At 47.6% G+C, this 26,960-nt stretch carries 35 protein-coding genes, 2 other RNA genes and 1 pseudogene; 11 read left to right on the plus strand and 27 right to left on the minus strand.

What is annotated here, in order from left to right; translation table 11 throughout:
• The first annotated feature begins 271 nt into the window (after window positions 1–271).
• Complete coding sequence (locus tag ACPAOP_RS15675; RefSeq protein ID WP_423708622.1) at window positions 272–847, plus strand: outer membrane beta-barrel protein; 576 nt, start codon at window positions 272–274, stop codon at window positions 845–847.
• 28 nt (window positions 848–875) lie between these two features.
• Here the strand turns inward: ACPAOP_RS15675 and ACPAOP_RS15680 are convergent, their stop codons facing one another.
• From ACPAOP_RS15680 to ACPAOP_RS15770, 19 genes and pseudogenes are all read right to left on the minus strand, one after another.
• Window positions 876–1,088, minus strand: coding sequence for a hypothetical protein (locus tag ACPAOP_RS15680; protein WP_423708623.1), 213 nt, complete (start codon window positions 1,086–1,088; stop codon window positions 876–878).
• A 71-nt stretch (window positions 1,089–1,159) separates the two neighbouring features.
• Window positions 1,160–1,669, minus strand: coding sequence for a DUF4124 domain-containing protein (locus tag ACPAOP_RS15685; RefSeq protein ID WP_423708624.1), 510 nt, complete (start codon window positions 1,667–1,669; stop codon window positions 1,160–1,162).
• Window positions 1,669–2,076, minus strand: coding sequence for a hypothetical protein (locus ACPAOP_RS15690; protein WP_423708625.1), 408 nt, complete (start codon window positions 2,074–2,076; stop codon window positions 1,669–1,671). Before ACPAOP_RS15690 ends, ACPAOP_RS15685 begins: the two co-directional genes overlap by 1 nt.
• A gap of 13 nt (window positions 2,077–2,089) precedes the next feature.
• Window positions 2,090–2,488 (minus strand): Mor transcription activator family protein, encoded by a 399-nt coding sequence (locus tag ACPAOP_RS15695; RefSeq protein ID WP_423708626.1) that lies wholly within the window; start codon window positions 2,486–2,488, stop codon window positions 2,090–2,092.
• Entirely contained in the window at window positions 2,485–2,916 is a 432-nt protein-coding gene (locus ACPAOP_RS15700; RefSeq protein WP_423708627.1) for a gp16 family protein, read from the minus strand. The genes ACPAOP_RS15695 and ACPAOP_RS15700 overlap by 4 nt, the downstream gene beginning before the upstream one ends.
• Before the next feature lie 8 nt (window positions 2,917–2,924).
• An RNA gene (locus ACPAOP_RS15705) (hammerhead ribozyme type II) lies at window positions 2,925–2,995 on the minus strand.
• Entirely contained in the window at window positions 2,994–3,428 is a 435-nt protein-coding gene (locus ACPAOP_RS15710; RefSeq protein WP_423708628.1) for a hypothetical protein, read from the minus strand. The genes ACPAOP_RS15705 and ACPAOP_RS15710 overlap by 2 nt, the downstream gene beginning before the upstream one ends.
• 10 nt (window positions 3,429–3,438) lie before the next feature.
• Window positions 3,439–3,509, minus strand: an RNA gene (locus ACPAOP_RS15715) — hammerhead ribozyme type II.
• Between the two features lie 8 nt (window positions 3,510–3,517).
• Window positions 3,518–3,793 carry an HU family DNA-binding protein gene (locus tag ACPAOP_RS15720; RefSeq protein ID WP_423708629.1) on the minus strand — a complete coding sequence of 92 codons (276 nt, stop codon included), beginning with the start codon at window positions 3,791–3,793 and terminating at the stop codon, window positions 3,518–3,520.
• Between the two features lie 135 nt (window positions 3,794–3,928).
• Window positions 3,929–4,546, minus strand: coding sequence for a DUF3164 family protein (locus ACPAOP_RS15725; RefSeq protein WP_190481023.1), 618 nt, complete (start codon window positions 4,544–4,546; stop codon window positions 3,929–3,931).
• Window positions 4,547–4,597: 51 nt separating this feature from the next.
• On the minus strand, window positions 4,598–5,254 hold the full coding sequence (locus ACPAOP_RS15730; protein WP_423708630.1) for a hypothetical protein: 657 nt from the start codon (window positions 5,252–5,254) through the stop codon (window positions 4,598–4,600).
• 1 nt (window position 5,255) lies between these two features.
• Entirely contained in the window at window positions 5,256–5,498 is a 243-nt protein-coding gene (locus ACPAOP_RS15735) for a hypothetical protein (RefSeq protein WP_423708631.1), read from the minus strand.
• 23 nt (window positions 5,499–5,521) lie between these two features.
• A pseudogene (locus tag ACPAOP_RS15740) lies at window positions 5,522–5,749 on the minus strand (hypothetical protein); the annotation flags it as partial.
• Complete coding sequence (locus tag ACPAOP_RS15745; protein ID WP_423708632.1) at window positions 5,746–6,243, minus strand: MarR family transcriptional regulator; 498 nt, start codon at window positions 6,241–6,243, stop codon at window positions 5,746–5,748. The pseudogene ACPAOP_RS15740 and the gene ACPAOP_RS15745, both read right to left, overlap by 4 nt.
• A complete protein-coding gene (locus ACPAOP_RS15750) occupies window positions 6,230–6,868 on the minus strand; it encodes a hypothetical protein (protein WP_423708633.1) in 639 nt (212 codons plus the stop codon). Before ACPAOP_RS15750 ends, ACPAOP_RS15745 begins: the two co-directional genes overlap by 14 nt.
• Window positions 6,869–6,870: 2 nt before the next feature.
• Complete coding sequence (locus ACPAOP_RS15755) at window positions 6,871–7,521, minus strand: AAA family ATPase (protein WP_423708634.1); 651 nt, start codon at window positions 7,519–7,521, stop codon at window positions 6,871–6,873.
• 139 nt (window positions 7,522–7,660) lie between these two features.
• Window positions 7,661–9,859, minus strand: coding sequence for a Mu transposase C-terminal domain-containing protein (locus tag ACPAOP_RS15760; protein ID WP_423708635.1), 2,199 nt, complete (start codon window positions 9,857–9,859; stop codon window positions 7,661–7,663).
• The gene (locus tag ACPAOP_RS15765; RefSeq protein WP_423708636.1) at window positions 9,856–10,344 is read right to left on the minus strand and encodes a hypothetical protein; all 489 of its coding nucleotides are present in this window, start codon (window positions 10,342–10,344) and stop codon (window positions 9,856–9,858) included. Before ACPAOP_RS15765 ends, ACPAOP_RS15760 begins: the two co-directional genes overlap by 4 nt.
• Before the next feature lie 59 nt (window positions 10,345–10,403).
• Entirely contained in the window at window positions 10,404–10,709 is a 306-nt protein-coding gene (locus ACPAOP_RS15770) for a helix-turn-helix domain-containing protein (RefSeq protein WP_423708637.1), read from the minus strand.
• Window positions 10,710–10,915: 206 nt separating this feature from the next.
• On the opposite strand from ACPAOP_RS15770, the gene ACPAOP_RS15775 reads away from it, so the two are divergent.
• From ACPAOP_RS15775 to ACPAOP_RS15790, 4 genes are all read left to right on the plus strand, one after another.
• On the plus strand, window positions 10,916–11,371 hold the full coding sequence (locus tag ACPAOP_RS15775) for a hypothetical protein (protein WP_423708638.1): 456 nt from the start codon (window positions 10,916–10,918) through the stop codon (window positions 11,369–11,371).
• Window positions 11,372–11,465: 94 nt separating this feature from the next.
• Window positions 11,466–11,813, plus strand: a complete 348-nt coding sequence (locus ACPAOP_RS15780) for a hypothetical protein (protein ID WP_423708639.1) — start codon at window positions 11,466–11,468, stop codon at window positions 11,811–11,813.
• 324 nt (window positions 11,814–12,137) lie between these two features.
• A complete protein-coding gene (locus ACPAOP_RS15785; protein ID WP_423708640.1) occupies window positions 12,138–13,739 on the plus strand; it encodes a methyl-accepting chemotaxis protein in 1,602 nt (533 codons plus the stop codon).
• 12 nt (window positions 13,740–13,751) lie between these two features.
• Window positions 13,752–14,162: a bacteriohemerythrin gene (locus ACPAOP_RS15790; protein ID WP_423708641.1), complete on the plus strand. Its 411-nt coding sequence runs from the start codon at window positions 13,752–13,754 to the stop codon at window positions 14,160–14,162.
• A gap of 99 nt (window positions 14,163–14,261) precedes the next feature.
• Here the strand turns inward: ACPAOP_RS15790 and ACPAOP_RS15795 are convergent, their stop codons facing one another.
• A complete protein-coding gene (locus ACPAOP_RS15795; RefSeq protein WP_423708642.1) occupies window positions 14,262–15,296 on the minus strand; it encodes a sulfate ABC transporter substrate-binding protein in 1,035 nt (344 codons plus the stop codon).
• A gap of 227 nt (window positions 15,297–15,523) precedes the next feature.
• Between ACPAOP_RS15795 and ACPAOP_RS15800 the strand changes: the two genes are divergently transcribed.
• From ACPAOP_RS15800 to ACPAOP_RS15815, 4 genes are all read left to right on the plus strand, one after another.
• Complete coding sequence (locus tag ACPAOP_RS15800) at window positions 15,524–17,098, plus strand: thioredoxin family protein (RefSeq protein ID WP_423708643.1); 1,575 nt, start codon at window positions 15,524–15,526, stop codon at window positions 17,096–17,098.
• A 202-nt stretch (window positions 17,099–17,300) separates the two neighbouring features.
• Window positions 17,301–18,323, plus strand: a complete 1,023-nt coding sequence (locus tag ACPAOP_RS15805; protein ID WP_423708644.1) for a methionine ABC transporter ATP-binding protein — start codon at window positions 17,301–17,303, stop codon at window positions 18,321–18,323.
• Window positions 18,323–18,982, plus strand: coding sequence for a methionine ABC transporter permease (locus ACPAOP_RS15810; protein WP_423708645.1), 660 nt, complete (start codon window positions 18,323–18,325; stop codon window positions 18,980–18,982). Before ACPAOP_RS15805 ends, ACPAOP_RS15810 begins: the two co-directional genes overlap by 1 nt.
• Before the next feature lie 31 nt (window positions 18,983–19,013).
• Window positions 19,014–19,823, plus strand: a complete 810-nt coding sequence (locus ACPAOP_RS15815; RefSeq protein WP_423708646.1) for a MetQ/NlpA family ABC transporter substrate-binding protein — start codon at window positions 19,014–19,016, stop codon at window positions 19,821–19,823.
• Between the two features lie 113 nt (window positions 19,824–19,936).
• Here ACPAOP_RS15815 and ACPAOP_RS15820 read toward each other — a convergent pair whose 3' ends face one another.
• The 3 genes from ACPAOP_RS15820 to gloB form a co-directional block, all read right to left on the minus strand.
• The gene (locus ACPAOP_RS15820; RefSeq protein WP_423678846.1) at window positions 19,937–20,512 is read right to left on the minus strand and encodes an elongation factor P; all 576 of its coding nucleotides are present in this window, start codon (window positions 20,510–20,512) and stop codon (window positions 19,937–19,939) included.
• Between the two features lie 120 nt (window positions 20,513–20,632).
• Window positions 20,633–21,820: an elongation factor P maturation arginine rhamnosyltransferase EarP gene (gene earP / locus ACPAOP_RS15825; RefSeq protein WP_423708647.1), complete on the minus strand. Its 1,188-nt coding sequence runs from the start codon at window positions 21,818–21,820 to the stop codon at window positions 20,633–20,635.
• 66 nt (window positions 21,821–21,886) lie between these two features.
• Window positions 21,887–22,672: a hydroxyacylglutathione hydrolase gene (gene gloB / locus ACPAOP_RS15830; protein ID WP_423678848.1), complete on the minus strand. Its 786-nt coding sequence runs from the start codon at window positions 22,670–22,672 to the stop codon at window positions 21,887–21,889.
• A gap of 8 nt (window positions 22,673–22,680) precedes the next feature.
• Between gloB and ACPAOP_RS15835 the strand changes: the two genes are divergently transcribed.
• Window positions 22,681–23,442: a class I SAM-dependent methyltransferase gene (locus tag ACPAOP_RS15835; protein ID WP_423708648.1), complete on the plus strand. Its 762-nt coding sequence runs from the start codon at window positions 22,681–22,683 to the stop codon at window positions 23,440–23,442.
• Between the two features lie 2 nt (window positions 23,443–23,444).
• Entirely contained in the window at window positions 23,445–23,891 is a 447-nt protein-coding gene (rnhA, locus tag ACPAOP_RS15840; protein ID WP_423678850.1) for a ribonuclease HI, read from the plus strand.
• Here the strand turns inward: rnhA and ACPAOP_RS15845 are convergent.
• The 4 genes from ACPAOP_RS15845 to selD all read right to left on the minus strand — a co-directional run bounded on the left by ACPAOP_RS15845 (window position 23,867) and on the right by selD (window position 26,829).
• A complete protein-coding gene (locus ACPAOP_RS15845) occupies window positions 23,867–24,004 on the minus strand; it encodes a hypothetical protein (RefSeq protein ID WP_423708649.1) in 138 nt (45 codons plus the stop codon). The genes rnhA and ACPAOP_RS15845 overlap by 25 nt on opposite strands.
• 7 nt (window positions 24,005–24,011) lie before the next feature.
• Entirely contained in the window at window positions 24,012–24,653 is a 642-nt protein-coding gene (locus ACPAOP_RS15850; protein WP_423678851.1) for a CatA-like O-acetyltransferase, read from the minus strand.
• A 159-nt stretch (window positions 24,654–24,812) separates the two neighbouring features.
• Window positions 24,813–25,748, minus strand: coding sequence for a transaldolase (tal, locus tag ACPAOP_RS15855; RefSeq protein WP_423708650.1), 936 nt, complete (start codon window positions 25,746–25,748; stop codon window positions 24,813–24,815).
• Between the two features lie 22 nt (window positions 25,749–25,770).
• Window positions 25,771–26,829, minus strand: a complete 1,059-nt coding sequence (selD, locus tag ACPAOP_RS15860) for a selenide, water dikinase SelD (RefSeq protein ID WP_423708651.1) — start codon at window positions 26,827–26,829, stop codon at window positions 25,771–25,773.
• Between the last annotated feature and the right edge of the window lie 131 nt (window positions 26,830–26,960).

Consider the following 26,960-nt stretch of genomic DNA (forward strand, 5'->3'; position numbering starts at 1 on the left):
CCTGTCGCACTCTATATGATGGATGCACTCATCCGCTGGCTGATGAGTGTTGATGTCGTTTGCCCAGCCTTTTGTAACGAATTGAAAGGTGTCAGATTCCGGTACTTGCTGTTTCATCTCGGAAGACTATCAGAATTTTCATTTAAAAATTTTTTTCCCGCTGCCAGACTGCAGCCACACTTTAAGCACATCTTGCTGTGCTGAGGCTGAGCTACATAGTCATTGTGTAGCATTGAATGTTAAGACGTTGGATAACCTGAGGAGTCACATAATGCTGAATAAAAAATTAGTTGTTGGAATGATTGCTACCGTTGGTTTTATGCTGAGTGCAGCTGCATCCGCACAAGTGTATGTCGGTGGCACTGTCGGTAAAGCGCATTGGAATGATGATTGTAAAAATGTCGTTTCATGCAGTACCAATTCAAACACATACAAGTTATTGGGCGGTTACAACATCGACAAAAACTTTGCAGTTGAAGCAAGCTATTTTTCTCTGGGGACGATCTCTGCAACGACCAGCATTGCTGGCGCCAATGCATCTGCGGACGTGAAAGGTACAGGCTTTGAAGTCGCAGGTTTGTATAAATATGCATTTACTCCTGAACTGAACGGGTTTGCTAAATTGGGTCTGGCCAGCATCAAGGCCGAAGGCAGCGGAGCAGTTGCAGGTGTTGGAGCCTATAACGACAGCACAACATCGACACAGCCCGTATTTGGTTTTGGTGCAAGTTATCAGCTGACAAAAGAGCTAGCTTTGCGTGGCGAATTTGAAACCCGCAAAATCAAATTCAATGGTGACAAAGAAGCAGTCAATAACGTTTCAGTAGGTTTGCAATATTCGTTTTAATTCGTTACGGAACGCAGTCATGTCGCCGTTATGGCATGACTGCTGCTTGGCAGAACAATGTTTTTTCCTGATGTGATCTCTTGATGAGCCTGTAAGAATTTCTGTGTGAACCGGGGTCATGAAATAATACCGAAAGGGATTTGCCATGACCGATACGATGACCACGAAAAAACCTCGCAAAAAGAAAGAACCATTCCTTTGCCAAAGCTTTCAGTTTTTCTCTATCCATTAAAATGTCCATCGGTAATTCCTCGCTCGAGAGGTTAATAGACCGTGGACATTTACACAAATTTATTTACAGGCTCGCCTTTGTTAGTTACTCATTAATATCTGTTTTTCTCTTTGAAGCCGATCAATCTCATTTTTTTGAATGATTATTTTATTGTTATAACTGGCAGTTACTGCATTCATTTCTGAGCTGATGCTTTGTTCATACACAGCGCCTGCAAGATTATTGTTCGCTGATCTTTTTTTATTTTTCAATGCTTTCAGTTCAGATTCCATCTGGCTACTTAACATTCTCAACCTGACTTGCGCATTGTCGATTTCTTCGTCAAGTTGTCTTACCTTCAGACGATTATCAAGGTTTTGCCGGATTTTCTCATTCGATTGTATCCGATCTCTATCACTCTGAATTACCTGCATTTCGGCATCGCTACCTGGGCCACTCGGAGGAGAGACTTTAACATCGATGGCTTTCCCTGCACCTGGACAGGCTTTATCTGAAAAACTAACCTTGCCATCAATAACGCATCGATATACTTCTGCATTTGCTAAATTACACAGCAAAAAACCTATCGCAATGACGGTAATCTTTTTCATTATTTGCCCTTGGTTAGCGATGGGATATCACTTGGTTTAACACACTCATTTTTAACTGCGTACTCTAAAAACTTATTTCTTTCACTCATACATTCAATCTGGCTCGTAATAGATCCGATATTGCATGAGTCACCGCGCATAATGATGGCACCAGAGTCAGTAGCAACAAATGGCTGATATCCGCCGTATGCACCAAAGCCATTTTTTGCGTTAACTTCGCCACAAAGTGCAGTTTTGGCCTTGTTCAGCTTTACCTCTCTGAATTTTGCTGATTCAGGATCTTTTAAGTTATGCGTTACCTGTTGCTTTAAACTTTCTATCTTCTTACTTTCTGCCATATTGCGGACTACAAAAAATCCCAACGCAGCGACGGCAATAGCGGCAGAACCAATAATCAGCTTATTCATATCATCCTTGCAATTAAAACAGACTGACCTGTAACTCACTGTTCATATCTGTCGTTTTCAAAATTTCCCTGATCCAGCGATCTGAAATTTCATATTCTTTGACTAATTCTGCAATACTAGTGCCATTATTATAACTTGCAACAATTCTCTTATTTCGTTTTGCGATGAAATGGTTATGGAGATTTGGTATATATAAACGCTCGCCACCGAATTGCTTACTCAAACGTTTTGCTTTGTCATGTCCGATGACTTCTGCAATTCGTGCAAACGCTTGTTCGCCGCGTCCCGTCTCTTTCTTTGGAAATTCAACTGTCATTCCGCCGAAATTTTTTGCATCCATCATCCGTAGTGCAGCGGCTTCACCGATTATCTCTATGAGTAATTTAACGGTGCTATCAGGTGTTGATGTCATCCCTCATACCTCCCATGTCTCTTGGCGTCATAGCTCAGTGCCGCAATGATTTTCATAAGCTGATCTGGCTTACACCAATCAATCCTGTCTACTTTGCAAATACGTTTCGCCATCGCGTCTGCATACCCCCACGGACGGCCAGCCTCTGCCAACTGTGCTTCAATCTTTCCAATTAATTCCTGCCGATCTGGCGTCACGTTAGGAGCACTCCGGCCAGCAGCTTTCGCTTTAACCTTGAACCCAACTTTCTTAAAGTGATCGAGCAGCGCTTTACGTCCTTGCCATGTCAGGTCTTTTGATGATGTTTTACCAGTGACCTGCATCAGGATTGCGCGATAGGCGTCGTCATCCAGTGCCAGTTGTACTTTGGCAATATGGATTTGCGCCAGCTCTGCTTTGCGTAATTGATCTGCTGTTTTCGGTATCACTTGTTTTCCTTTGGCTGCTCATCAGTACCAGGCAACCACGCCTGGCAGACCAAACGGCTTGCGCCGTCTGGTTTCGCTCAGGCTGCAAGTTCTGTGGTGTCCTCCGTACTCTCTGGAGCAATTTGCACAGATTCGCAAACCTTGCACAGATGGTTGATCGCCGCTTTTCCACTTGGCCAGTCGCAAGAAAAATAGGTGATTGTTTTATTCCAAAATGGATCTTTGGCAACATGCCGCTTACCCAGCATCTTTTCTGCTTCTTTTCGCTTCGCTGGACTCCATAGCGCTCGTACCGCTTTACGCAGAAATTTTTGCTCTGGAAATTGCTTTTCGCTACTGAACCACTCGCCTCGCCATGTACCATTGACGTAAGTAGCTACGCGATAGCTCAAACCTTTATTGCGTTCAACATTCAGGGTTATGGCGTATCCATCGCAAATCAATTTCACGCAACTCCAAGGGCTATTCAGCTTTAGTGCTAGTTCATCTTTCTGTTCTTTAGTGAGTTTCATCTTGTATCCTCTCTGGCTGCTCATCAGTACCAGGCAACCACACCTGGCAGACCAAACGGCTTGCGCCGTCTGGTTTCGCTTATGTCGCTTTATTTGTTGACCAGATCTTTGAACGACTTGGCCGGGCTAAATTTCGGCGCACGTTTCGCTGGAATTTCAATGTCTTCACCCGTTTTAGGATTACGACCTGTACGCGCTGCGCGTTCGGTTGCGCTGAATTTTCCAAGCTCGGTAATAGTGATTTCATTGCCAGCGCGGACGGCGTCTTTAACGGTTAACACCAGTGCTGTCAGGACTGATTCCGCTTGTGCTTTGGTGACATCTGCTGATTCCGCAAGGTGTTTAACGAGTTCGGCTTTGTTCATGATTGCTCCGTAAAAATTAAATTGAATGAGAGGTGACCCGTATCGTGGGTCAGGCGGCACACTCACATTGGCTAAGGTGGCCTATGCATGTGCTGTCGCCGTTACCCGCCACCTGCGACTGGGCGCGGCCAACAATTAAACTGAGGCGAAATCCATGCTGATTGCGTCGTATTGATCGGTACCATCACGGCGCTGATAGAAGCGGACATACTGCTTGCTGCCAACGACCTGGACAGATTCACCGATGGCAACCATCGCGCGCTGCCAGCGTTCGTCCTGGATGTCCAAGCGGCGCAGGCCAAGAATGCGCCCGTGGTTCAGATTGCCTTCTTTATCTGTTTTGAATGCGTCTTGAACGAGGACTTGAATCTCAGGGCTAGAGCCTTGACTCCATTCCTTAATGCACTCGTCGATCAGCTCTTTTGCGGCTTGCAAACGTTCATCAAACTGGATGTTTTCGGAGACGGCAAACTGCACTTTGTATTTGCCGTCAAAGGAAAACAGCGTGACGTTGCCTTTTTTCCCGCCCAGCTTGACGTCGTATTGCTCGACGCTCAGATCGATAAAGGCATTGATGTTGTTGAATGTGGCTGTCTTAAAGTCTGCAAGCGTCTTATTGACTGCGGCAGCTTTATTGATCAGTTCACGTACCAGCGTGTCACGTTCACGGTCTATCGGTTTAATTAAGGCTTCTGGTATCAGGCGACCTTGTGCGTCTTGCTGGTATCCAGCCGGGATGGTTTGGTTTGTCATGGTTTCTCCTGTTAAATATCAGTAGGGCCGATAGGAATACGGCGTGGTTTTTCAGAGGCTGGCGTTACTGGCCGTGGTTTCTGTGGTGCCTGGTTCTGCGGTTGAAATACTTTCATGCTGTGGCTTTCTTTTTAAAAACTGATCAAGGTGCTGACGGGCGCTGGCTGGCATTGCTGTACGAGGCTGTTCTGCAATTTGCTGTATCGATGCCGGTACGCCGACAGTCGTGGTTTGTGGGCGATGACTGCCTGTACCTGCATGGCCTGCGCGTTGCTGCTCGTTGCGTGTTTCTGCCTGTGCTTCTGTTTTACTGGCATAGCCGGTGATAACTTCCAACAAATAGCCATGGCTGTTTAGCGGCAGGCGCAGACCTGTATTGCTGTGGGCGCGTTGCACCACTTCTTCAAAGCCCTGGCGCCAGTAGTCAGCCGGGGCTGGCCAGATCCGCCCACCACGTTGAATAGTCGCTGGGGCGATCAGTGCGACCAGTTCATTCGCCAAGCTGGCAACACGCTCATAACGCATCGCTGTTTTCGCTGGGGCAAACAAACCAATATAGGCAAGCATAGGGCGCAGCAATTTGCGGCCTTCTGCATGTGCATTGACCAGTGCAAGCATGGTGTCGCGGACGCCCTGATGCGCAAAAACGATGTCCCAGCTCAATGGATTGCGGCAGACTGGGCAGTCGAACGTTGGCAAAGTTGACATCTCAATTGCCTCCGACCTCAAGCATTTCTACGCGCAAGTCGCTCCGTCGCATTAACAACTCACGACGTTTTTTTTCTACGTCGACCTGATTAGCCTTTAAATCATCGACATAGTCACCGAGCGCCCGGTATTGGCAATCAATACGCCAGATCGCGTATGCCTTTGTGAGGCGTTTAACGCTGTTCAATAATTCGCCCAGCAAAATGTGGTTGTGCGCTATTTCATTGAGTTTGGCGATTTTCATGCTGCCTCCTGACCATTGTTAAATCCAAGTACATCTTTCATTTCACGGATACTGAGACCGCTTTCTTCATGAGCGCTGATCAGCATCGATGCGCCGACAGGCAGTCGGCCATGGCGGATTTTGCTGATGACTGGTGGCGCTACTTCAAGTACGCGTGACAGCGCTGCATCGTTTTTGAGTGTCATGGTGTCAATCAACAGGTCGATAAAGGCGCTATTGCGTTTCGCTTGTTCTGTATTGACTGGTTTCATGCTGCCTCCTGGTTATCTGCAATTTGTGGTGCGCCAACTTCTGGCAGTGGCAGGGTTACTTTGTCGATGATTCCTGCTTGCTGGACTGGTTCTGTACTGACGTCAGATGATGTTTTTAACGCTTTCTTTTTTGGTGGCATCACCTCGATCAGTGGCTTAGGCTTGTGTGCACATTTTTGGCATGCTTGCCACTGCATCATCTGGCGCGGGTTATGGGTCGGAGCAGAACACAGAGCAATTTCCCGACAAAATTCAATACGAACGGCATTTCCGTTAAACGGACACTCGACGTTTTCAAATGTCCGGCGGTACTCTTGTTCGATATTTACTGTGCTGGCCTTACCGGTGCCGTATGCGCCAAGGCCGTTCATCACACATGAAAGCCGTGATCGTTTGATCCCCATTTTTCGAGCGACATCGGCTTTAGTGCTGTTGGATATTTCACGCTCCAGACCTTTGAACCAGTCACTATTCATGTATTCACATGTCTTCATCTTCAGCTCCTTTTTCTTCTACCCACATCACTTCATTTCGGTTAGGGTCATAGACTTGTTTTGTACGCTGTATCATTGGCGCTCGTGGTCCAGTGTCCATTTGTGGCCGGAAGCGATATCGCCCTGGTTGCGCACGCCTTCCAAGTACGGGCGGTTTAACGCATTCGAGATACTTCGCTCCGGCCAGCATAAAAACGTAGCTCTTTGCTGTTTCCTCTGATACTTCCTGAGTGCTGGTGCTGGCAAATGAGGCAAGCTCCCGGTAGTTAAATGTTTGTCCCTTTAAGACCCGGCGCAGTGTTCCCCACATAGCTTCATTGACGCTACCTTGTGTCACCACTTCGCCTTTTTTTGTCAGGCGTGGTGCTTCAATTCCACTGTCTTTGATAAGAGCGTAGACATTGCGCTTACACATCGTTCCTACTGGTTCACTATCAATGACTGCGATAAAGCCCGCCTTCAGAAGGACTTTGACGTAGTCTTTGACTGCATCTTCAGACACTTTGGCGCGTTCAACGACCTGTGCCTGGGTGAATCTGTCGGCGTTCTTACGCATTTGTTCCCACACCTTTTGACGGGGCGACTTTCCACCCTTAATTTCATATTGAGCAGGTTGTCTGGCCATCGTTAAATCTTCCGTTTTGGGTGAGTTGCAGAAGGCAATGCGATTTTTTGCAATGCAGCCATATTCAGGCTATCCAAACCTTGCGTTAAACAGCTTTCATAGATCACGTTTAAGCACTTGACGACTGACGACACAGATCCTTTGGAAAATGACGTCAGGGCAGAAATGGCATCGGGTGCAATATCGATGTCCGGGCAATAGATTGGGGCCAGCTTTTTCGTATCTTCAACAGTCACGTCCTGCGCTTCTGCCCATGCGGAGACGCGGCGATACAGCTGCTTGAAAGCTGGTTTAGCAAGTTCACCTGGAAGCTTTTCTTCACCGACCAGGAGAATAGGTGACTGAGTGCAGTCGAAAATTGCGCGGGTAATCTGCGCCAGAACTGGTCTTTCAATAGCACGATTAAATTCATCAAGTATCAGAGTGCGTTGGGACGCAGCCAGTTGCTGGATCACCATGTCAAACAGGTCAGGGACGCTACAGCTGCGATCCCAGTCCACTTTCATTTCGTCCAGGATCTTTTGCAGGAAAGTTTTCTTCGTCCAGACGGGCTGCAATTGCACGAAATAGGCGCGGGTTTCCATGGCCAGAACATTGCTGGAAAACGTTTTTCCCCATCCACTTGGGCCAAACAGGCAACCGATGCCATCCATGCCAAATCGACGATTGGTCAACTGATCCAGCGTGGTTGCTACCAGATCAAATGTCGCAATAGCTGCAATACCTCCTTTTGGTCGATCTGCCGCTGGCTTGTTTTTTTGTTGGTTTGTACTCATAATTTAGTCTCTTTCTTTAGTTGTTCATGACCAGCACGGTTGCCGCCGTGCTGTTTTCTTGTCCAGTTTGTCCTTGGTGCCTTCTGTAAAACATTCTGAATTCCGATGACATCTGATAGCTCTGATGCCAGTGTTTTAGTCGCGGTTCTATGTGTTCACCTCCCTCATTAAGTTGTTGATCTAATGTCAGCCATTTGGAAAACCGTGCCTGTGGTGTTTCAGGTATGGCGACGACATTGCTGGCTGGTGTATCTTGTGGTTCTTCGACTGGCGCGGCTTCTTTGACACAGTCCACGTCGATAACTTTGTGTGACACAACCTGCAGCAATTGTTCGGTTTCACGTTGTTGCGCCCATTTGGCACGTAGTTGTTCGATGTCCGCTTGAATGCTGATGCCGTGGCTAACTTCCAGCGCTGGCATGCCTTCGCGCTCTGCTCGGACTTCTTCCAGCTTCACTTCCAGGCGACGTTCGCGGCCTGCAGCACGTTTGTCACGTGCGCGTTCCACGAACGATTGCGGCATGTAGTCAACTTTGTTGCCGTCCAGCTCAGCGGTGCAAATCAGACGGCCATCGTCTGCATAAATCCAGACTAGATGTGGGTCGTGCAGGTCATAGCCGACACGAACCTCAGTACCGTGAAATTCTTCCAGTGCTGCGCTGTAGTAGCGGTTCGTGAATAATTCGATTTCACAGCGACGGACGCTGCGCATGACCTGTGGCCGGAACAGTGGTCGCGCTTCATCGTCAGTGATGCGGTGTGCGTTAAAACCGTTTTCTTCGGCAAGTTGCCATGCTTCGTCCGGACTCATGTGACGGCGACGGCCTGTCGTCGGGTCAATGATCTTTGGCAGCGTTGAATGTGGCGCAGCGTTGTACTCGGAGACTTTCTCTTTGCAGAACTGTAAAAACAAGTCCCACGGCATCAGTGGCATGACTGTGGTTTCACCTGTTTTTTTTGCGATAGCCTGACGTGACAACTTGAACACCTGCAGCTTGGCCTGGCGATCCATGTCTTTACCGATATAACCCGGAACTTCCTTGGCAGCTTTTACCCAGATCGTTTGATGCAGTCGCTCAATGACACCACGCGCCTGGGATGAGTACGGTAAGCTGTTGACCATTTCTGTGCCGAGTCTTGCCATCAGGCCAGTTGCGGTATCAGTCATCATCTGATTCACATAGCCGGAACCGTTATCGACATACAGAATGGCAGGTACACCGCCGACCATTGTCGAGACGCGGAGCGCGTCCAGTACAGCCAATGCACTCTCGGCCAGATCTACCGACCATCCCACAACTCGACGGGTAGCGACATCAACGACGCTGGTAATTTCTGGCCGGAAAGGGCGACCATGCATAGGATGTTGGACTTCTGCATCGAATGTATGACCGTCGGCACTGTAAATATCACTTGGTAGCAATTTATCGAAGGCGCGGCGTACAAAGCCTTTGATGGTTTTGAGTTCATGGCTACCCATGCGTCCAACCTGCACGGATACCGCACCGACTTTAGACAGAAAACGGCGTACTTTGTGGATGCTCGGCAGATCTCCCTGGTAGCTTTGGCAGAACAGCTTGTATGCATGTTCGACTGTCGGCTTTTCAGGCCGCTGGTAATAAGACATGAAAGCCTTCGCCCATACGGGAACATTCATGTCGCGTTCACGCACTTTGGGTACGAGTGATGCAGTCTTCTGGTACTCAACAAAGCGGGTCAAGCTACGGTCTGATGGCAAACCATCGTCGCTGGAGCGGCCACGGCCATCCCTGGCGAGTTTCAACATGGCGACCAGTTGTGGACTGGCATCACCATTACGGGCGATATCAATCAAATATTTTGCCGCCCGTTTTAACGGATAGCCAGTGCGCTGCATAACAGCGTTTAACGCATCCAGTACACCTTTACGTGCGTCTGCTGTTAAATTCTGTGCTTCGGTGTGCGCAAGGCTGGATTGCGGTGCAATCGCAGGCATATTTTGCGGGGTAATTGTCGCTGCTAACTGTTTCGTCGCAGCGCGGCGAATCAATTCCATGACTTCCGCTGGCGGTGTGTATTCACGACGTAGACCACCACGGCCTGATACTTCTGTGTAGCTCCAGTTTTGGCGATCTGCGAGTGCAATGATGCTGACCTTTGAAGTCGGCAATCCTGTTAAAAGCATTGCCGCAAGTTCAGCAGCGGTGTACTGAGACTTGACGATAACGGTACTCATCTATCGCTCCCAAACAAAGCAAGCTCAGGTTGAGATACCTTGATGACGTTATTACGTTGATATCCTAGTTCAGAGAGTGTTCTGGTTAAAACAGAAACTGTCTTTTCAACATCGTCACCATTCTGGTAAAAACGGGCCAGTAAAGCGATTGCTTCTGCAAAATTGGCTTGTACTTCAGCCAAATCAGTAACATTGGATTTTTTCCCTGATGGGATGTCTATGACAATCTTGTCGCCGTGGGCAGTGCAAAGATATTCACTGATATACGATGCTCCGCAAAATGTCTCAAACTGACGGATACGATTTAACGGCATGGAGCTGTCTGACATCCAGCGGTACAGCAGCTTGACATCAATCCCCATCAGATCTGCCAGCACTTTTGCTGGACGACGATGGTTTTCTGTTGCGTAGTCCAGGCACAGTTCAGTCGCATCACTGATACTTGTGGCTCTGAGTGACTTCCATTTTCTTTTTCGCAACGACATTTTTTTACTCCACGAAATTCATCACTAGCGTTAAAAACAACTGCAAACTAAGATTCAGTTCAGGCAGCGCACTGCAACGACTGTGTTGAATTAGGGGAGGAAAGCGTTAAAACTGGCGTAAAATTCCGCTTTGCATAACGCTCAGGCCAGATTTCCTCTGGTGCCACACCAATCGCTGCAGCGATGATTCGCTCTGCTTTTGGATAAGGGCGGTTCAATGCTTCTTTAACGGTGCTTGCACCTAAGTTGCTCTGCAACGATAAGGCGCGTAATGACCAGCCTTTTTTATGCAGGGCGGCAACGATGTCCGCACGATGCCAGTCTTTTGGTAGTGTGGATTTTTTTGGTGCTGGTTGTGTGCTCATGGCTTTTCCTTTTAAGGGTAGTCGGTGAGCACATCTTATAAAGTGTTAAGTGTAAAGTCAATACTTAACACTTAAATCTTGTTGAAGTTTTTCGAATTTACGTTCGATTTGTATTTAAGTTCTTGTTTTTAAAAGCAAAATAACCGCTTAACAGATTCTCTTTAAGTGTTTTGTTTTGTTAACAGTTTTTTGAATGGAACCGTTAAGTGGAAAAGCTATTGTCAGCTAGTGAAATTCTGCGGATGAATTTACCTGGATTGCCCAAAACAAAACCTGCTCTTCTTGCAAGAGCAGAAAAGGAGGCATGGCAATATGAAAGCAAAATCGGTTTAGGCGGTGTTCGTAAGGTGTTTTTAGTTCCACGTGCCTATCTGCCTGGTAATGTACCTTTAAGGACAGAAAATACCGATTTGGTTGACCCTGCATCGCAGTCGGAAGCTAAGGCTGAACGCATAGCAAACAAAGCGCTGGATACTTTTGGAGAAAAAATCGATGGTGAGCGTCTGGCATACGCTATACGCTTCCTGGATAACTATCTGGAAGAGAAGAATATCCATGTTGATGCAAAGCGTAAGAGTGAAATTGTTGTTTCCTTATATAACCTCATGAAAACCAGTGAAAATGAGGCCGATATTAAGAATTTATTGAAATTGGTCGCATAAAATTATAAAAAAGTAACTATTCATTTCTATTTGTAACTAATTTTGCATTTACAATTCTGACACCATTATATAAAAGTCAAGGTGTCAGCAGTTCGTGGGCAAGCGGTTTAATGATGAAGCATTGGTGCAGTTACTTGAGAATGAGTTCAGACAAGATGCTGATTCATCTGTGGTTGCCTACAACGCTAAATTATCGAAAATAAAGCCATGGCTTTATGCTGCCAATGATCCTAGTTATCCACAATTATTTAAACCCGAACCGTTTATCTATCGATCCAGCGACAATAAACGTGCAAAAACATATCGTTTTTTGCTAATTATCGCCATTTTTTGCATTTGGCTTTTTCTTGGGACTTTTCGTCTAATTTCCGCGCTGGTATTGAGTTTTGTAGTTTTTATTGATCGTCTTAACGAGGGACAAAACAATCACTCCCCCACATGAAGGTGGGGCGAGCACGGATGAACCGTATCCTCCTCTGTCAAAAAAGTTGGTACGGTTATGTACCTTGGTTTGCATAATCCACCGTAAACACAACACTGATTCAGCCTTACACCTCCGACATATTCAGTCGCTGTGCATCGATATGCAGCGGCATTCCTGCGCGTAGTATCAATCTCCGTCCGGTAAAACAATGTCTGCTTAGTTCAACACATTGTCTATAGTAGTTCTATTGATGTATATCGGGTCCAATCCGGGGCCATTAAAATCATTTTTACAGAATTGAAAATTCCGCCGTGAAACTATCTGGAAAGAAGGAGATAGGTAATGTCCGCATTTGCAAATTTAAAAATAGGTGTTCGTTTGTCGATCGGTTTCGGCTTGCTGATTTTAATGATGCTGGGCATGGGCGTAGCGGGCTTGCAACGTTTTGCAGAAGTCAATGCTGTCAATACCCGAATCATTGAAAAAGATTGGGTAAAAGCCGAGGCGGCGAACGTCATTAATGCCAGTACGCGTGCGAATGCGCGAAACACCATGGAGCTTCTGATCGCTGAGGATGCTACTCATGCAGGTAGAATCAAACAATCCATTGAGACGAATAAACAGGTCATCAGCGCGGCGCTCGATATGCTAAAGCTATTGATTTATTTGCCTGAAGGCAAAGCGTTACTGGCAACTCTGGCGGAGCGGCGCGGGATATATGTTGCGTCGTTTTCTAAAGTACTGAAACAAATTGACGCTGGAGATAAAACCGGTGCAATCCGGACGATGAATACCGAGACATTGCCTGCATTGGATGCACTGCAAGAGCCTATCGTCGCCCTGACAAATTTACAGAAAAAAATTGTGATCAACAGCAGTGCAGAAGTGCGCGATCGTATTGCATCTGCGACGGCAATGCTGACGTTGCTGATCGTTACCGGCCTATTTGCGGGTATTGCGCTGACCTGGTTTATCTCGCGCTCGATTACCCGTCCACTCAGCGAGGCGGTACGGATTGCCCGTACGGTAGCATCCGGCGATTTAACAACAAAAGCACAGACCTGTACAAAAGATGAGTGCGGGCAGTTGCTGCAGTCTATGCAGGAGATGAATGATAGTCTGGTACGCATTGTCAATCAGGTACGTGGCGGCTCTGATCTGATGGCGGCTGCTGCGCATGAAATCGCAGACGGGAATATGGAGTTATCTTCCCGTACCGAAGAACAGGCCAGTGCGCTTGAGGAAACAGCTGCTTCGATGGAGCAACTGGCATCGACAGTAAGAGATAATTTTGAATCGGGTATGCATGCAAACCGGCTTGCCGAGTCGGCCGCTCAGGTTGCTGCAAAAGGTGGTGCTGTTGTTGGTGAGGTGGTGCAGACGATGGAAGCCATCAACGTATCCTCGCGCAAGATTGCGGACATCATCGGCGTGATTGATGGCATTGCGTTCCAGACGAATATACTGGCACTCAACGCCGCTGTCGAGGCGGCTCGTGCCGGTGAGCAGGGGCGAGGCTTTGCGGTAGTGGCATCGGAGGTTCGTTCGCTTGCAGGGCGATCTGCGAATGCCGCAAAGGAAATCAAAGCCCTCATTTCCACCTCAGTGGGAAATGTAAGGGATGGCTGCCGATTGGTGGAGCAGGCTGGCAGCACGATGGATGAAATCGTTGTGCACGTACGCCGTGTGGCCGATCTGATGGGTGAAATCACAATGGCAAGTAAAGAGCAGACGACAGGGATTGAGCAAGTGAATCAGGCCGTTGCCCAGATGGATACGGTGACTCAGCAAAACGCCGCATTAGTGGAAGAGGCTGCAGCAGCAACACAGTCACTGGATCATCAGGCGAAGTCTTTGGTGCAGGCTGTCAGTATTTTTAAGCTGGATGCCTCACATTCTCCGCTTGCTTTGAGAGCCACCTCACCTGCGTTGCTCAACGTTTAGTCTGGATACAATATGGCGTATTTTGAATGGGCCGACGATATGGTGATCGATAACGGGCCTATTGATGAAGATCACAAAAAATTAGTTCATCTGGTCAATGAATTGCATACTGCGACCAGCGTAGGGCGTGGTCAGGAGGTAATAGAGGCGATCATGAGTGAGCTGATTACCTATACAAAAGACCATCTTCATCGTGAAGAGCAAATGATGACCACACTGAAGTTCCCGAATCTGGAGCGCCACAAGGTGGGACATCATCAATTTACGGAAAGACTGAATCAATTGCAGAGCCAGTATGAAGCTGGCAGTATTACCGTAGCATCGCAGTTGTCTGCTGTGTTACGGGACTGGTTATCTATACATATCCGTCGTTCCGACAAAGAAATGAAAGTGTTTCTGCAAAAAAGTAAGAAAAATTCCTGAGGTGTGAACGCGTTGATTTCAGGATATCGCGATGCTTATCACTAAAAAATAAGCCCTGCTGATGCAGCAGAGCTTATTGGCAAAAATGTGTTTGTTAATTTATTTTTTGCTTTGATAGAGTTTGTCGAATTCAGCGCCATCATCAAAATGCTTTTTCTGTGCCTGTTTCCAGCCACCGAATACTTCGTCGACAGTAAAAAGAGTGATAGGTTTGAAGTTGGCTGCATATTTTTTAGATGCGACTTCGGAGCGCGGGCGGAAGAAGTGTTTGGCTGCAATTTCCTGGCCTTGTTCGCTGTACAAAAATTGCAGATACGCCGTTGCTACTTTGCGTGTACCGAGTTTATCAACAACTTTATCGACCACAGCAACAGGTGACTCTGCAAGTATCGATATTTTGGGATAAACGACATCATAGTGATCGCCAAATTCCTGTTTAACCAGTTGCACTTCATTTTCAAAAGTGACTAAGACGTCGCCGATTTCTCTTTGCGTAAAAGTAGTGGTCGCGCCGCGCCCGCCGGCATCGAGTACCGGGACATTTTTAAACAGACGATCAACTAACTGTCGCGCTTGTGCTTCGTTGCCACCGCTTTTAATGACAGAGCCCCACGCAGCGAGGTAGGAATAGCGTCCGTTGCCGGAAGTTTTGGGATTGGGAATGATCACTTTGACGCCAGGTTTGCCAAGATCGTCCCAACTGGCGATGCGTTTAGGATTCCCTTTGCGCGTCAGGAACACCATGGTCGAATAAAATGGCGCGGAGTTATTAGGGAATGATTTTGCCCAGTCTTGCGGAACCAGACCTTTCTCCGCAAGGATATCGATATCGTTTGCCTGATTCATCGTAACTACTGAAGCTGTCAGGCCGTCGATGACAGAGCGTGCCTGCTTGCTGGAGCCGCCATGTGACTGATTAATCGTAATGGCTTCTCCGGTTTTCTTTTTCCATTCTGCGATGAACGCTGGATTAACTTCTTTAAATAATTCACGGGTGACATCGTAAGACGCGTTCAGCAGCGGCTCGGCTGCCCGTGCACTGAGTGAGGGCGCAAGCAGGCTGGCACCAAGCATCGCTGCGATTGCGGCTATGCTTAAACGGCGTTGCGCTTGTGAACCGGTATTCGTTTTCATGTGCGATCTCCCAAATATAAGTTACCGCTATCTTCCATAAATTAAGCACAGAAGGAAACGATAGTATTCTTCTTTACTTAGATGAAAAATGCATTTGTCGAAGAAGGAGCAATGATTTTTCTGTATATCGTTTCTTGAAAACAATCTAAGTGCTCAGTCTTTTTGAGTCGAATTTGTTCATATTATTTTGCTACACTCAATGCCTCATTTGTATTTTTACTTACTTTATGAAAACAAATTCTTCATTCTCTGTCCGTACGCTGGTCATGCTGATGTCCATTGCGTTGGCTGTACCGCTGGCCGTAGCACAGGAAAAAACCGCAAGTGCCTCTGCGCATGCTGCGCAAGCGGGTGGTATCGAATGGCGCAAAGATAATAATGTGGATGCGGCTTTCGCGTTGGCAAAGTCCAGCAAAAAACCTTTATTTCTCTACTGGGGAGCGGTCTGGTGCCCGCCTTGCAATCAGGTCAAGGCAACGATATTCAATCGCCAGGAATTCATTGATAAGTCAAGGCATTTTATTCCCGTCTATCTGGATGGTGATAGCCCGGGAGCGCAGAAATTCGCTGCACAATTTAAAGTACGCGGTTATCCGACAATGATACTGTTCAGACCGGATGGCACTGAAATCACCCGTTTACCCGGCGAAGTGGATTCTGAACGCTATCTTCAGGTGCTGACGCTGGCATTGAATACCTCGGCATCGGTGGCGGATTCCTTAAAACTGGCATTAGCGGGAAATAAGTCGCTGAAGCAGGATGACTGGAGCCTGTTGGCGGATTATTCATGGGATGATCCTCAGCAAAAGCTGGTGAGCAACAAAGATTTGCCAGCGACGTTATTGCGTTTGTCCGAGTTAAGTCCGGCTGGATTAAATGCAACGCGTCTGTATTTGAAAGCCTTATTTGCGGCTGCCAACGCCAGACCCGGGCAGACAGTTCCTGCCATCGACAAACAGCAGGCAACTGAGCGCTTAATCAAGTCGCTTGCAGATGCGAGAGTTGCGCGTGACAACCTTGATCTTGTCGCTGGTTCGGCGGCGGAGCTGACGGAATTTTTAACTTCCGCAAAATCAGAGCAGCGTGGCAAACTCACTGCAGCATGGAATGTCGCCCTCAGTAAGCTCGCTGACGATAACAGCATATCGAAAACAGACAGACTGAGCGCCATCATTGCGCAGATTGCGCTAGCTAAGCTTGATAATGGTAAACCGTCGGCAGCCTTGCAAAAAGATGTGCAGAAGCGTGTGTCGCAAATCGAGCAGGCCACCAGCGACGCGTATGAGCGGCAATCGGTGGTCAGTTCCGCTGCCTATGCATTAGGCAACGCAGATTTGCCGGATGCCTCTGATGCTTTGTTGACAGCAGAATTAAAACGCTCGCATTCGCCGTATTATTTCATGTCAACCCTGGGCTCGAACGCGAAGAAGCGTGGCGATAAACTGGCTGCAGTGAATTGGTATGAACAGGCATATAACGCAGCAAAAGGGCCTGCAACCCGCTTGCAATGGGGTTCGAATTATGTGGCTGGTCTGATCGAACTGACGCCAGAAGACGATGCGCGTATTGAAAAAGCAGTTTCAAGTGTCTTTGCTGAATTGTCGAAAACAGAAAATGCTTTCTATCAGCGCAATCATGCATATCTTGAAAAAATGGGTAAAAAATTAGGCGAGTGGAATAAAGATGGAAAGCATCAGGTGACTTTCCAAAAAGTGCATGCACAGCTGGATAGCATATGTGCAAAATTACCGGCAAACGATGGCCAGAAAGCGACTTGTCAGGGTGTCTTGTCGAAATCCTGATTTTCGTTAATCGAAAAAAAATGCGGCTGAGGCCGCATTTTTTTTGCTACGTCAATCTTGAATAAGAATTTCTGAAGTACTGGAAACACGCGATTGCATCTCTTATACGAATTTTTGTATATACAAGTTACTTTATATGATTGGAGCGAATTTGGTATCTTCGATAAAATCCATCATTCGTTATTTATTGGTTTGAAATTCAGTGATTCATATTGAACAATTAGAAAAGCATTACTACGTTGGTGGGCGCGAAGTGCATGCGTTGCGCAACATACATCTGGCTGTTCGCAAGGGGCAGATTTTTGGCATCATCGGACGTTCAGGCGCAGGCAAGAGCACGTTGCTGAGGGCGTTGAATTTGCTTGAGCGACCAAGTAGCGGCAAGGTGCTGATTGAGGGAGAGGACATCACTCAATTTAATTCAGAACAGTTGCACAGCTTACGGCAGCGTATCGGCATGGTGTTTCAGCATTTTAATTTGTTGAACGCAAAAACCATTGCTGAGAATATAGATTTTCCTCTCAAGCTCGCGGGTGCTTACAGCAAAGATGCACGTCAGAAGCGCGTCGATGAGTTACTGGAACTGGTCGGGCTGAGTGATCAGAGACATAAATTTCCCTCGCAATTATCGGGCGGGCAAAAGCAACGGGTAGGTATTGCCCGTGCGCTGGCAAATTACCCGCATCTTTTGTTGTGTGACGAGGCAACCTCGGCGCTTGACCCTGAAACGACGCAGGCCATTCTGCGCCTGCTGTCAGACATTAATCAGAAACTGGGATTAACGATCGTGCTGATCACGCATGAGATGCAGGTGATACGCACAATCTGCGATCAGGTTGCGGTGATCAACGCTGGCGAGATTGTTGAGAGTGGTGATGTTGCCGATGTATTCCTGCATCCACAACATGCGGTAACGCAAAGTCTGGTCGCAGAAAATCAGGCACTTGATCTCGACCTGTTGCAGAGAATTCAGCGTCATGAAAACAGTCAGTTGCTGCGTCTGACCTACGTCGGAGCAGCAACGCATGAACCGATACTGAGTCGTATCGCGGCGCAGACCAAAGCAGACATCACGATTTTGCAGGGAACAATTTCCCGCATCAAGAACACGCCGTATGGTCAGCTGTTAGTGGAATTGTCGGGAACACTGGATCAAATTGCGGTGGTATTGAATTTGTTACGCGACCTCGATGTACGTACAGAAATCATTGAAGGAGCGCACTGATGGAATTTTCAAACATAGACTGGGAAGACATCGCACAGGCGACACTGGATACCTTGACGATGACGGGTTTCTCTTTATTTTTTACCGTGCTGTTGGGCTTACCTTTGGGGGTGTTGCTATTCCTGACCGGTAAAAATCAACTGTTAGAGCAACGCGGTGTTTATGCATTGCTGTCGTTTATCGTCAATATTCTGCGCTCGGTTCCTTTCATCATTTTGCTGATTGTGTTGATCCCGTTCACGCTGTTTCTGGTGGGAACTTCGCTGGGCGTGCCGGGCACGATTCCGCCGCTGGTGATAGGGACTGCACCTTTTTTTGCGCGTCTGGTAGAAAACGTTTTACGTGAAGTCGATCGCGGCATTATTGAGGCCTGTCAGGCGATGGGGGCGAAAACACATCAGATCATTATTCACGCTTTGTTACCCGAAGCCTTGCCTGGTTTGCTGGCTGCTGCAACCGTGACCACAATAACCCTGGTGTCGTATGCCGCGATGTCGGGTGTGATCGGTGGCGGCGGCCTTGGTGATCTGGCTCTGCGTTTTGGATATCAACGATTTCAGACCGATGTGATGGTCGTGACCGTAACGATACTGATCGTGCTGGTGCAGTTATTACAATTCTTCGGAGACAAGTTGGTTTTACGATTTACCCGTAAGTAATTCATTTGTATAAATTTAAGGATAATAAATTATGGCTCTTTCTTTTAAACGTCACTTCTCTGCTCTGCTGGCAACAACGTTCAGCGCAGCCTTGTTTGCTTCCGGCACAGCATCCGCTGCCGATACTCTGACTATCGCTGCAACACCGGTTCCGCACGCGGAAATTCTCGAATTTGTGAAACCACTGCTGGCGAAAGAAGGTGTGGACTTAAAAGTCAAAGTATTTACTGATTATGTACAGCCTGCCGTTCAGGTCAACGAAAAACATCTGGATGGGAATTTCTTTTTACATCTGCCTTATCTGAATGAGTTTAAAAAGAGCCACAAAAACGACATCGAAGTCGCTGTCGCCAAGGTGCATGTCGAGCCGTTCGCAGCTTATTCTGCCAAATATAAAAAAGTAGCGGATATTCCGAATGGCGCGACTGTTGCAATTCCGAATGACCCGTCCAATTCCGGTCGTGCGTTGTTGTTGCTCGCTAAGCAGGGATTGTTGAAATTAAAAGATCCAGGCAATATTTCTTCGACCAGAAAAGATATAGTCGAAAATCCTAAAAATCTGAAATTTAAAGAATTGGAAGCAGCGACGCTGCCACGTGTGTTGAATCAGGTTGATCTGGCGCTGATCAATACAAACTATGCGATCGAAGCGAAACTCAATCCTGTCAAAGATTCCTTGTTTATCGAAGATGCCAATTCACCGTACGCGAATTTGCTGGTGGCCCGCGAAGATAATAAAAACAGCCCGGCATTTAAAAAACTGATTGCGGCTTTAAACTCGCCAGAAGTGAAGAAGTTCATTGAAGAAAAATACAAGGGAGCGATTGTTCCTGCGTTCTGATTTGTGATCTCAGTTTCCTGTGCTGCGTCAATCTAGTCCGGAAGCTGAGAACAGCTGTCTAAGGCGAAAAAAAAGCTACTCAATGAGTAGCTTTTTTAGTGGTTATGACTGAATTAGTTACGAACGATACGTTTGTATTCGTTTGTACGTGTATCGATCTCGATAACGTCATCCTGGCTGACGAACAGCGGTACTTGTACAGTATGCTGATGCGCTTCGATCGCGTTTTCGATCTTCGCTTCTTTCAATACGTTACCGGAAGTATTGCCTTTGACCGCAGGCTCAGAGTACACAACCTGACGTGCAATCGTCGTTGGCAACTCAACAGAGATCGCTTTGCCATCGTAGAACACAGCTTCGCATTCCATGCCGTCTTTCAGGTAATGCAATGCATCGCCCAGATTTTCTTCTTCGATTTCATACTGTTCATAGTCAGCATCCATGAATACATACAATGGATCAGCGAAGTAAGAATAGGTGACTGGTTTTTTGTCGAGAACAACAACGTCGAATTTGTCGTCGCCACGGAAAACGCTTTCCAGTGGGCTGTTTGTCAGAAGATTTTTCATCTTCCATTTGTAAGTAAAGCCAGTACGGCTTGAACCGTTAACATCAGAGCGCAAGACGATCATAGGCTTGCTATCGACCATAATAATGTTGCCAACACGAATTTCTTTTGCAGGTTTCATAGCGAATAATTATAAAAAGTAGGTTGCATAAAAATCATCTGTCGCCTACTGGCAGAATGCCCCGCAAGCCCGTTTGATTCAATTTGAAAAACACACTAAAAAATAACCGCATATTTTACCTTATTTTTGTTCATTATTGACACTTTGCTGATGAACTGTGTGAGCAAACTTCAGTAAATTGGATGTCATGTCGCCATTCGCGATCAATTGTTGTTGCCATTGAAGCGCCAGATCTGCAATTTGTGGCATGTCTGCTGCGAATGCCTGCCATATGCTGTCCCACTGGATAGGGAGGCTTGTCACGGCATTCCACGCAAGCATCATTGCGGCAAGATGTTCTGTATTAGGCGTGTAGCATTTTAAAAATGCATTTAGCTTTACATGATGTAAATTTTCATCTTGTGGGTAAATATGCCAGACAAATGGTTTCGCTGCCCATTGTGCACGGACAAACGAATCTTCTCCGCGGACAAAATTCAGATCGCATGCCCACAGCAGTTTGTCATAGTCAGGTTGCGGTACAAACGGCAGTACGCGTATGGTCAGTGCACCGATCGTGGTAACGCTGCCAGCTTTTGCGGGTTGGCCTGTGAATGCCTGAACCGCTTCCATAGCAACACCTTCCGGCACCAGGCAAGTGATGGGCGTTGCATTTTTTTTCCATGCCTCAAACAAGGCAGTGGCAGGAGCATGTGGGTAGCAGAACAATGAAATTTTCAGCGCGTCAATTTCATTTCTGCTTAATCCTAAACCGGATAGAAACTCCGCGATCGTCGCCGGGTCTGAAACAAATTGCTGACGCCGTTGCTCTAATTCTGACTCTATCAGTAGGCCGCCGGTTTTGCTATTAAAACCTGGGAAGAAAAAATATTTTGTGACCGGAAGTGAGCCGTGAGGCGATGACAGCGTATGGCAGCCTTCCACCCATGCTTCCGCACTTAAGCCCTCCAGATTCAGCCATACCGCACGAGGCTGTCGTTGCGCCATTGCCTGAATGTAGGAGGGGGGGATGTCACAGGCGAAAAATTCAATGACGATGTCGCTGACATCTTCCGGCGTAAATGTACCGTTCTGGTCGCGCCAGTGATGCACGATGACGCCGGCGACGTTCTGTGTATTGATATTCAGTTTCACATCAGGACAAATCCGCTGAAAGCTGCGCAGATCATCGACCCACAAGTGGACGTCGATGTGATGTTCTCGCTCCAGTTGTCTTGCCAGACGCCAGCAGATACCAATGTCGCCGTAATTGTCGACGACCTTACAAAATAAGGTCAGGGATTTTAAGGATTGAACTTGTTCAGACATGAAAAATCAGTAACGTTGTTGAGGCCGCACTGAGTGACAGATGCGGCTTCTCGATATTGTCGGTAATTATCGGTAATTGTTTTTCCACTCTCGCAATGCGGCGAAAGTGGAAGCATCATCTTGATGGGCAGATATTTTTCCGGTACTGAGTAAGCGTGCAATAACAGCAGGTTCGCGGCTGCGCAAAAACGGATTGCTATACTTTTCCAGTCCTATCTGTCCCGGCACGGTCGGTATGCCTTCGTCTCTTTTGCGTTGTTCGCGGAGTAAGCGTTCTGCGATGGCTGGATTATCTGGTTCAACTTCTTTAGCAAAGCGTAAATTAGACAGAGTGTATTCATGCGCGCAATAAACCGCCGTATCATCGGGTAGGGCAGCCAGTTTATCGAGTGACGACAGCATTTGTGCTGGCGTTCCTTCAAACACGCGCCCGCAACCACCTGCAAACAGTGTATCGCCGGAAAACAACCAATGCTGCGCAGATGCAAAATAGGCGATATGGCCTAGTGTATGTCCCGGCACCGCGATTACTTGCAGCGCCCAGTTCATCTCAGGAATATCAACGATGTCGCCTTCTGCTAATCGATGACTGACAGCCTGAATGCCATCATTTGCAGGGCCATACACTGGCACGTTAAAGTGCTGCAATAACGCAGGAACGCCACCGATATGGTCACTATGATGATGCGTCAGTAAAATGGCTGACAATGTCAGTTGATGTGCTTCAAGAGTCTTTAAGATCGGGGCCGCATCTCCGGGATCCACGACTGCCGCATGTTTGCCGTCGTGGATGACCCACAGATAATTGTCGTCAAAAGCGGGCACAGTCAATATACTCAGGGAATTCGTCATACGCACGCATGGAAGCTGTGGAAAAGAACATTATAGACCTCGACACCTGGCTGGAGTTACCTGCGGGACGGTATATTCGCGACTGGGAAGAAGCCTTGCTGGCGAAAATCACGGTCGATATCTTTGGTTTTAATGCATTACAGATAGGCTTGCCACAAATTAACGCGCTCGCTGCAAGCCGCATGCCGCATCGATGGTGTTCGAATCCTGATTTGACGAATCTGATGAAAGAAAATGCGAGCAGGGTCGTGGTGACGCATGATTTTTCTGAGCTGCCTTTTGAAACGCAGAGCATAGACCTCATCGTTTTGCCGCATGTACTGGAATTTGCTGCTGAACCACATCAGATGTTGCGCGAAGTGGAACGAGTGTTGATTCCTGAAGGCAGGTTGATCGTGACGGGTTTCAATCAGACCAGTTTGTGGGGCGCAAGGCAATTTGTCGGGCGTCTGAATAAAAACTATTATCTGCCGCATGAAGGCGAGTTCATTAGTCCCGCCCGTTTGAAAGACTGGCTGAAATTATTAAATATGGAAATCGGGCAAGTGCATTTCGGTTGTTACGCGCCGTCGTGTCGTTCAGAAAAATGGCTGCATCGTTTTAAATTCATGGAAAAAGCCGGACAGCGATGGTGGCCGTATTTCGGTTCAGTCTACGTCATGCAGGCAATTAAGCGGGTGCGCGGTATGCGCATGATAGGACCTGCATTGAAGCAGAAGCGCGTTGTACGCGGTGCCGCTATTCCGGTCGCAAATAAAGCAAAAAAATAAATATGGATAAGATAGAAATTTATACAGATGGTGCTTGTAAGGGCAATCCGGGTGTCGGTGGTTGGGGTGCTTTGTTGGTTGCAGGGACGAAAGAAAAAGAGTTATTCGGCGGCGAACGGGAAACCACCAATAATCGCATGGAGTTGATGGCGGTAATCCGCGCGCTGGGCGCGCTGAAGCGACCATGTCATATCGTTTTGCATACAGATAGTCAGTATGTGTTGAAGGGGATTACAGAGTGGATTACCGGTTGGAAAGCCAAGGGCTGGAAAACCGCATCGAAGGCCCCGGTTAAGAATGTCGATCTTTGGCAGGAACTTGATGCGGCACAGATGACGCATCAGATTGAATGGCGCTGGGTACGTGGACATACCGGTCACCCCGGCAATGAACGCGCTGATCAGTTAGCGAATCGTGGTGTTGATCAGGTCTTGTCTGGTGGGGCTTGAGACATTTTGCGATCCATCCATTCCCATTCCTGATGTGCCATTTGAAGCTGGTGCTGGTGGGTACGGGCTTGTGCCTTGCCAGCCCGCATGGAATACAGGCTGTAGTGAGGCATGCTTGAATTATGCCTCTGGTAGTTCGTTCATGGCCTGTTGCAACCGGCTCAGAAATTGATGGATGTGGTAAGCGTCAACTAGTCCGTGATGAACGAAGCTGGCGATAGGCAGCTGCATTTTTCCATTTTGCAGATGACATTTTCCTGCTGATATTTTCGGGACACTATCCATGCCGTCATGACGGCGCGCATGTGTGATGCCCGTAAAATGAATCCACGGCATCGCAGAAAAATGAATCGCATCGTTGCGTTTGCATTCTTCTGTAAAACATAGTCCCGAACTGTTTTTGACTATCTCCATTGCACTGCCGGCATGTGTTGAAAATGCCGCGAAATCCTCATCAAACTGTATCGGGCAGAATCCGAATGTATGGTCTTCGCGACTGATAGTGGCGTTTGCGTGTATCTTTGCATACTCAACGACTTGTCCTTCTTCAATGCGATAGCGCATCGCATCAGTATCGTTAATCGCCTGTAAAACGCGGTGCAGATAAAACAGGAAGAAGGACGTTTTTGTCTGCTTGCAATAATGATAGGCAGCGTCACAGTCAATATCGGCGACGATGCCATGGAATGGTTCATCGCAGCGGGAAAAGAAAGCAAAGTGTTCGCGCCGGTTCCAGCTCGTCAGTTCAATGACTTTTTTCATAAAGATATCGATATAAAAACAGGGATAGAAAATTCTATCCCTGCGATGGTTTTGTTGCTGTGCTGTAGATCAATAATGAACAAGAGCGCTGCAATAATCATTCAACTTTCGTTCAGCTTTTCGCACGTGCAATACGCATGTTAAAGCGCCGATGTATTTTCAACGTAGCGCCGCAATCATTTGTTCCAGCTTTACCGTATCTGCGCAAAATGCACGTATCCCTTCCGCGAGTTTTTCGGTTGCCATCGCATCTTCATTGAGTTGGAAGCGGAATATTTTTTCATTCATACTGATTTTTTCCAGATCAGAAGAGGCCGCCATTTCTGCGCTCAGCTTTCGTGTGATGACCGAGTTGGTATCAGCCAGCTTTTGCAGCAAATCCGGGCTGATCGTCAGCAAATCGCAACCTGCAAGTTCGAGAATTTGCGAAGTATTGCGGAAGCTGGCACCCATGACTTCGGTCTTGTAACCAAATTTACGATAGTAAGTGTAGATTTTTTTGACGGATAACACGCCCGGATCATCGGCACCAAAAATTTCCTGACCGGTTTTTGCTTTGTACCAGTCGTAGATACGGCCGACAAATGGTGAAATCAGTTGCGCTCCTGCTTCTGCACAGGCAATCGCTTGTGCCAGTGAAAACAGCAAGGTCATATTGCAACGGATGCCTTCTTTTTCGAGTATTTCCGCGGCGCGTATACCTTCCCAGGTCGAGGCAATTTTAATCAGTACGCGTTCGCGTGATACGCCAGCGGCTTCATACAACGCGATTAACTGGCGGCCTTTAGCGACGGTTGCTTCGGTGTCAAAAGAGAGGCGGGCATCGGTTTCAGTTGAAACACGACCGGGAATTTCGTTCAGAATTTGCAAGCCGAATGCAATCAACAGGTGGTCGATGGTTTCATCGATGGATTTGCCTGCCGTATCTTTGACAGCTTTTTCCAGGACGTGTTTATATTCCGCTTTTTGAACAGCCTTCAGAATCAGCGATGGATTAGTGGTGGCATCGCGCGGAGTGTAGGCTTTGATTGCCTGAAAATCACCGGTATCGGCAACGACAGTCGTATATTGCTTCAGTTGTTCTAATTGATTCATATTTTCGGGCTATTCAAAAAAATCAGGGGTTAACGTCAACTGCAGGTGAGCCTGCAACAATATCACCAATGGCGGCAGCTTCAAAGAAACCACCTTCTCGGAAAATCGTTAAAACCGCATCTACCGCAGCCGCGTCACAAGAGACCAGCAGGCCGCCGGAGGTCTGCGGGTCGGTCAGTAAGGCCTGTTGTGCTGCACTGATGTCGGCATGCAGCCGGACTTCATGCCCGTACGCAGCCCAGTTTCTGGCAGACGCGCCGGTAATAAAACCTTCGGTGGCAAGCCGCTCTACTTTGTTCAGCAGAGGAATGTTCTGCATACTGAGTCTGGCCGTGACATTGGCACCACGGCAGACTTCCAGTAAATGCCCGAGCAGACCAAAGCCTGTGACATCGGTCATCGCGTGTACACCATCGAGCTTCGATAACTCTTGCCCCGGGCGATTCAGTTTGGTGGTGCTGCTGATCATGCTGGCATAACCAGCCTCATCCAGCGCTTGTTTTTTGAGTGCGGCAGACAAGATACCGACACCAAGTGGTTTGCCAAGGATGAGCTTATCGCCAACTTTGGCATCCGCATTGCGTTTCACTTTTGATGGATGTATCAGGCCCATGACGACCAGACCGTAAATTGGTTCAACCGAATCTATCGTATGGCCACCGGCAATCGGAATGCCGGCGTCGGCACATACGGATTCTCCACCCTGAATAATTTTGCCGATGACATCAAGCGGCAGTTGGTTGACCGGCATGCCGACCAGTGCCAGTGCCATGATCGGCGTACCACCCATGGCATAGACATCTGAGATGGCATTCGTTGCCGCTATGCGGCCGAAATCAAACGGATCATCGACGATGGGCATAAAAAAATCGGTAGTAGCGATCAGCGCTTGCTCGTCATTCAGCTTATACACAGCCGCATCGTCGGCAGTTTCTATGCCGACCATTAAAGCGGGCGGTACCGGGAACCCACTGGATTTTTTGAGAATTTCAGCAAGCACACCGGGAGCGATTTTGCAGCCACAACCGCCACCGTGAGAAAACGATGTCAGGCGTACAGCAGGTTCATTGTTGGAGGTCATAGATCATCAGAAGAGTGCGTTCATCAAGCCGATGATTATACGCCGGCGGGCTCAGTATAAAAAAAGCGACCACCGCAGTGATCGCTTTTTTGTGATATTGCTTATCCGGCAAAAGCTATATCAGATGAAAC

Source organism: Undibacterium sp. WLX3042, from assembly GCF_049544825.1.
Classification (GTDB): Bacteria; Pseudomonadota; Gammaproteobacteria; order Burkholderiales; family Burkholderiaceae_D; genus Undibacterium.